The organism is Rhodoferax sp., from assembly GCF_028689305.1.
Taxonomy (GTDB): Bacteria; Pseudomonadota; Gammaproteobacteria; order Burkholderiales; family Burkholderiaceae_C; genus Rhodoferax.
Map to the genome: position 1 here is coordinate 1 of NZ_JAQTWM010000149.1, position 4727 is coordinate 4727.

5 protein-coding genes are annotated in these 4727 nt (G+C 65.8%); all 5 read right to left on the bottom strand.

Annotated features, from left to right (window positions below; translation table 11 throughout):
- The coding region (locus PHW99_RS18075) for a shikimate dehydrogenase (protein WP_300180992.1) at nt 1-818 on the bottom strand (818 nt) is incomplete at its 3' end.
- Between the two features lie 7 nt (nt 819-825).
- Nucleotides 826-1893 (bottom strand): Gfo/Idh/MocA family oxidoreductase, encoded by a 1068-nt coding sequence (locus PHW99_RS18080; RefSeq protein ID WP_300180995.1) that lies wholly within the window; start codon nt 1891-1893, stop codon nt 826-828.
- Between the two features lie 15 nt (nt 1894-1908).
- Nucleotides 1909-3117: a lyase family protein gene (locus tag PHW99_RS18085; protein ID WP_300180998.1), complete on the bottom strand. Its 1209-nt coding sequence runs from the start codon at nt 3115-3117 to the stop codon at nt 1909-1911.
- 12 nt (nt 3118-3129) lie between these two features.
- Entirely contained in the window at nt 3130-4035 is a 906-nt protein-coding gene (locus tag PHW99_RS18090; protein WP_300181001.1) for a sugar phosphate isomerase/epimerase family protein, read from the bottom strand.
- Nucleotides 4032-4727 (bottom strand): 4-hydroxyphenylpyruvate dioxygenase (locus PHW99_RS18095; RefSeq protein WP_300181004.1); only part of this gene is annotated, 696 nt, incomplete at its 5' end. The genes PHW99_RS18095 and PHW99_RS18090, both read right to left, overlap by 4 nt.

The following is a 4727-nucleotide window of genomic DNA, read 5'->3' on the forward strand; positions in this document are numbered from 1 at the left end:
GCCGCCGCCCGCAATTCTTGCGGCGTGGCGCTGGGCAGCTTGAAGTACGCCAGGTAGGCCGGAATCTGCTCAAACAGCATGTCCGAGCCGACCTGCACGGCGCAGCCGCGGGACTGGGCGGCCAGCAAGAAGGCGGTCATCTCGGTGCGCATCACCACCTCGCCGACAAAGGTGCTGGCGGCCAGGCGCGAGACATCCAGCGGCATCGGGTCGCCCTCGTTCATGCCCATGGGGGTGGCGTTCACCACCAGATCGAACCCGGCCGGGTCATTGGAGCCCAGGCCGATCTGCAAGGCTGGCAGATGCTGGCGCAGCCGCCCGGCCAGGCCGTGCATGGCGGCGGCGTTCACGTCAAACAGGCTCAGGGCCGCCACACCGGCGCTGGCCAGTGAAGCGGCAATGGCACTGCCGACACCACCGCTGCCCACCACCAGGGCGCGCGCGCCCTGCAGGCGCAGGCCCTTGCGCAACACACCGCGCACAAAACCTTCGCCATCAAACATGTCGCCCTGCAGGCGGCCATCGGGCAGGCGGCGCACGGCGTTGCAGGCTCCGGCAATGGCGGCGGTGGGCAAAACCTCATCCACCAGGCCGAGGGTGCTGACCTTGTGCGGCATGGTGATGAGCGCGCCGCGGATATTGGTCAACTTGAACACCGCGCGCAGCAGGTCGGGGTAGTCCGGGGCCTGGCAGCCCATGGGCACCACGATGGCGTTGACCCCCACCTGCTCAAACCAGGGGTTGTAGATCAGCGGGGACTTGAAGCTGTGGGTGGGGTAGCCGATGTGGGCAATGAGTTCGGTGTGGCCGTTGATCATGGGGCTGTCAGTGGGATGGGATGTCGATGACCCGGCCCGTGCGGGCGGCTTCGGCCACGGCCTGTGTGACGCGCAGGTTCTGCAAACCGTCGCGGGCGCTCACCAGCGGCGCGGCCTGGTGGCGGATCACCGCGCAGAAGTGCTCAAGCTGGTGCTTGAGCGGGTCGTCCCGCACCAGATCGACCACACGCGTTTCAAAAGCCTTCCACCAGGAGCGGTCTTCGGGGCGGGGGTAGGTTTTCAGGCGCATGGTCGGTATCGATAACGCGCCGTTGGTGCCGGTGATCACATAACAGTCTTCGTCGGGCTCATGTGCGTAAGCCTTGTTTTCCTGCGAGGTTTGTTCCCAGCTGCGCGGGCAGGCGGCGGTGTCGCTGAGCAGAAAAGTGCCGAGCACACCGCTGGCAAAACGCAGGTTGATGGCCACCGTGTCCTCCACCGGAAAACCACGTACCGCCTGGCTGGCAAAGGCCTGCACGGCCACGATGTCGCCACACAGCATGCGCAGGTTGTGCACCTCGTGGATCAGGTTCAGCAGTATCGGGCCGCCGCCGATGGCGCTGCGCCACGGCGCTTCGGCGTAATAAGCGTCGGGCTTGTAAAAAGTGGCGCTGCCCATGACGGCCACCAGCCGCCCGAGTTGGCCGGAATCGATCACCGCCCTGGCCTTGGCCATGATCGGGCTGTGGGCGCGGTGGTGGCCAATCAGCACGCTGGCCTTGCGCTGTTCCACCTCCTGAACCAGCTGTTCACCTTCGGCCACGGTGGTGGCGATGGGTTTTTCCAGCAGGATCGGCACACCGGCGGCCATGCATTGCCGGGCCTGGGGCACGTGCAAGGCATTGGGCGTGGCCAGGATCAGTCCATCCGGGCGGTCCTGCGCCAGCAAGGCATCGATCGTGGGGTACAGCGGCACGCCGATCTGCGCAGCCAACCCCGCCGCAGCGGGCAAGGGGTCAACGATGGCCGACAAGGTGCAGCCGGGGCAACGGCGCACCACGTCCATGTGCACCTGGCCCATGGCGCCAGCGCCGACCACGGCCAGACGGAGTTTGGGGGTTGCAAGCTGTGACATGTGCATGCCCTTTCCTTATACCCCGTCTGCTTGCGACTGCGCCCTGAGCGCGGCCACCTGCTGGCGTGCCAGTTGCGCAGCGTGCTGCTTCAGGTCGGGGCTGAACCATTCTTTGGCGGCTTCTTTGGGCAGGCTGGCGCGCACCGCATTGAGGTTGCTGCGCATGCGTTTGGGGTTCACCTGCAACCCGGCCAGCGCCAGCGCCAGGGCGCGGGCGCTGCCATGCACCGACATCAGCAACTGCGGCCACTCGGCCAGCTCGGCCTGCCAGGCGCCAGCGGCGCGTTCGTGTTCTTGCGGCATGGCCGCCAGCAGGGTCGCCACCCGCTGCGGCACACGCTGGGCGGCGGCCAGCGCCACCATGCTGGCCACCGGGTTGTGTTTGTGCGGCATGCTGGGTGGACCGCCGCGCCCGGCCTCAAGAGGCTCAGCCAGCTCGGCCACTTCAAACTGGCTCAGCAGCACGAGGTCTTTGGCGATCTTGCCCAGGCTGCCGGTGAGCAGGCCCAGCTCACAACCCAGCGCCACCCAGCTGTCGCGCTGGGTGTGCCAGCTCATCAGCGGCACACTCAAGCCCAGCGCCTGTGCCATCAGCCGGGCGATCTCGGCACCCTGTCCTTGCATTTTTTCCAGCGTGCCCACGGTGCCGCCCAATTGCAGTTGCAAAGCGCGTTCTGCCGAGTCGTCCAGCCGCTGCAGGCTGCGCACCAGCGGCGCGGCCCAGTTGGCGCAGGTCAGGCCAAAGCTGGTGACACAGGCGGGCTGCATCAGGGTGCGCGCCAGCATGGGGGTGTCGGCATGCTGCCCGGCCAGTTGCAGCAAGGCGGCCACGATGCGCTGCACATCGGCGCGGATCAGCACCAGCGCCTCGCGGGTGACCAAGGCCATGGCGGTGTCAATCGCGTCCTGGCTGGTGCAGCCGTAGTGCACAAACGGCGCAGCCTCGGGGTTGAACAGGGCCACGGTGTCGCGCAGCATCTTGACCAGCGGAATCGCCACACTGCCGGCAAACGCGCTGTCACGCACGATTTTGGACACATCAAGCAAGTCCACCTTGCAGGTGCCGATGATGGACTGCGCCGCCGCCTGCGGGATCACCCCGGTGGCGGCTTGGGCCTGCGCCAACGCCGCTTCAAAACGCAGCATGGCTTGCAGGAAGTTGCGCTCACCCACCACCTCGATGGCTTCCGAGGTGGACAGGAACTGGTCAAACAAACTGCTCATGGGGCCAGTGGTTCAGGCAGGCCGCCGGGTTTTCAGGCGCATCTGGTTGGGCAGCGGCACCGAGCGGCGCAGCACGTCTTCACCCAGCCACAGGGCGGCGCGGCGCGCCCGCTGCGCCACGGTGGCCAGGGGCAGTTGCTGGTAGTCGTCGTTGAAAACTTCAAAGCTGTAGTCGCCCCGGTAGCCCAGCTCGTGCAGCTTGAGCACCAGCGCCGCCAGCGCCTCGCTGTGCACCCCTTCACCGGGAAAGACGCGAAAGGTGCGCGCGGTGCTGATGCGCTCTTCCACCGTCTTGATCTCGTTCCACATGAAGTCGGCCAGCTGCACCAGAAGGATTTTCTCGGGGTCGAGCAGTTCCAGATCGTCCAGCGCGGTCTGGGTGGCGAACATGTGAAAGGAGTCAAAGCCCAGCCCCAGGTTGGGCATGTCGGCCTGGGCGATGATGTCCCAGGCCTGCGGAAATTCGTTGATGCTGCGGCCCCAGGACAGGGCTTCATAGGCAATTTTGATGTTCAGCGGAATCGCCAGCATGGCCAGCTTGCGCAGGTCTCGCACCAGCACGGCGGGGTCGGCACTGGCGTGGCTGGAGGTGGAAGAACAGGCCAGCATCACGCCGCAGCCCAGGGCCTGGCACATCTCCAGCATGGCTTTGGCAATGTCCACCTTGTAGGCATGCAGGTGGCCAGACAAGCCTTCAAAGTCGCGCAGCACCTGAAAACCGGTGACGCGCAGGCCGCTGTTTTTCACCTCTTGCACCGCTGCCTGCCAGCCCTGCGGGTGGCCGACCAGATCACGTGCGGCGAGCATCACTTGCGAGAAGCCGGCCGCGCGAATCGCGTCCAGCTTGGCCTGCAGCGGCCCGGCCAGCGAGATGGTGTCCATGCCGAAGTCGTCCATATTGCCTTCAACGTGGCTCATGATTGCACCGTGACACGTTCGTCATGCACCAGCTCAAAAGCCACGCCGCCCATCACCGTGCGTGTGAGTGCGCCCCGGCTGTCCTGCTGTGGGTTTTTGGAGGCGACAAATTCCACCCCGCGCGAGCGCAACTGCGCCACCGCCGCTGGCACATCGGGCGTGCCCAGGCCGATGCGTTGCAGGCATTCGTCGTCTTCCACGTCCAGCACGCCGGGTTCGGGTTCGATCAGTTGCAGGTAGAAGCGCTGATCCGGGCTGACCAGGATGCGCCCTTTGGGCAGGATGCCAAAACGCTGCTCGGCGGGCAGACTCGCAAAACCAAACAGGGCCGAATAGAACTCGGTCCAGTCCTCGGTGCGGTCGTTGCCGATGTATTGGACGATGCCAAACAGGTGCAGGCCAGCGATGGAAGGTGGATGCTGATCCACCGTGGGGATCGGGGTGAAGTCCACGTCGTAAATCGAAAACTCGCGCCAGCGGTCCACAAAGTAGATGCGGCTGGTGCCCACGCCGTGGATGGCCGGGATGTTGAGCTCCATCACCTCCACCCGCGCGGGCACGGCCCAGGCCCCCAGATCCAGCGCCCGCTGGTACGCGGCTGCCGCATCCCGCACACGCAGGGCGATGGCGCTGATCACCGGTTTGTCACTGAGCTGGCTGCCGCTGGCATGGGCGTTGATGATGATGTTGAT

Bases quoted from the DNA above. Each gene is read 5' to 3' on its own strand.
- PHW99_RS18080 (WP_300180995.1), bottom strand. From the start codon at position 1,893: ATGTCACAGCTTGCAACCCCCAAACTCCGTCTGGCCGTGGTCGGCGCT.
- PHW99_RS18085 (WP_300180998.1), bottom strand. From the start codon at position 3,117: ATGAGCAGTTTGTTTGACCAGTTCCTGTCCACCTCGGAAGCCATCGAG.
- PHW99_RS18090 (WP_300181001.1), bottom strand. From the start codon at position 4,035: ATGAGCCACGTTGAAGGCAATATGGACGACTTCGGCATGGACACCATC.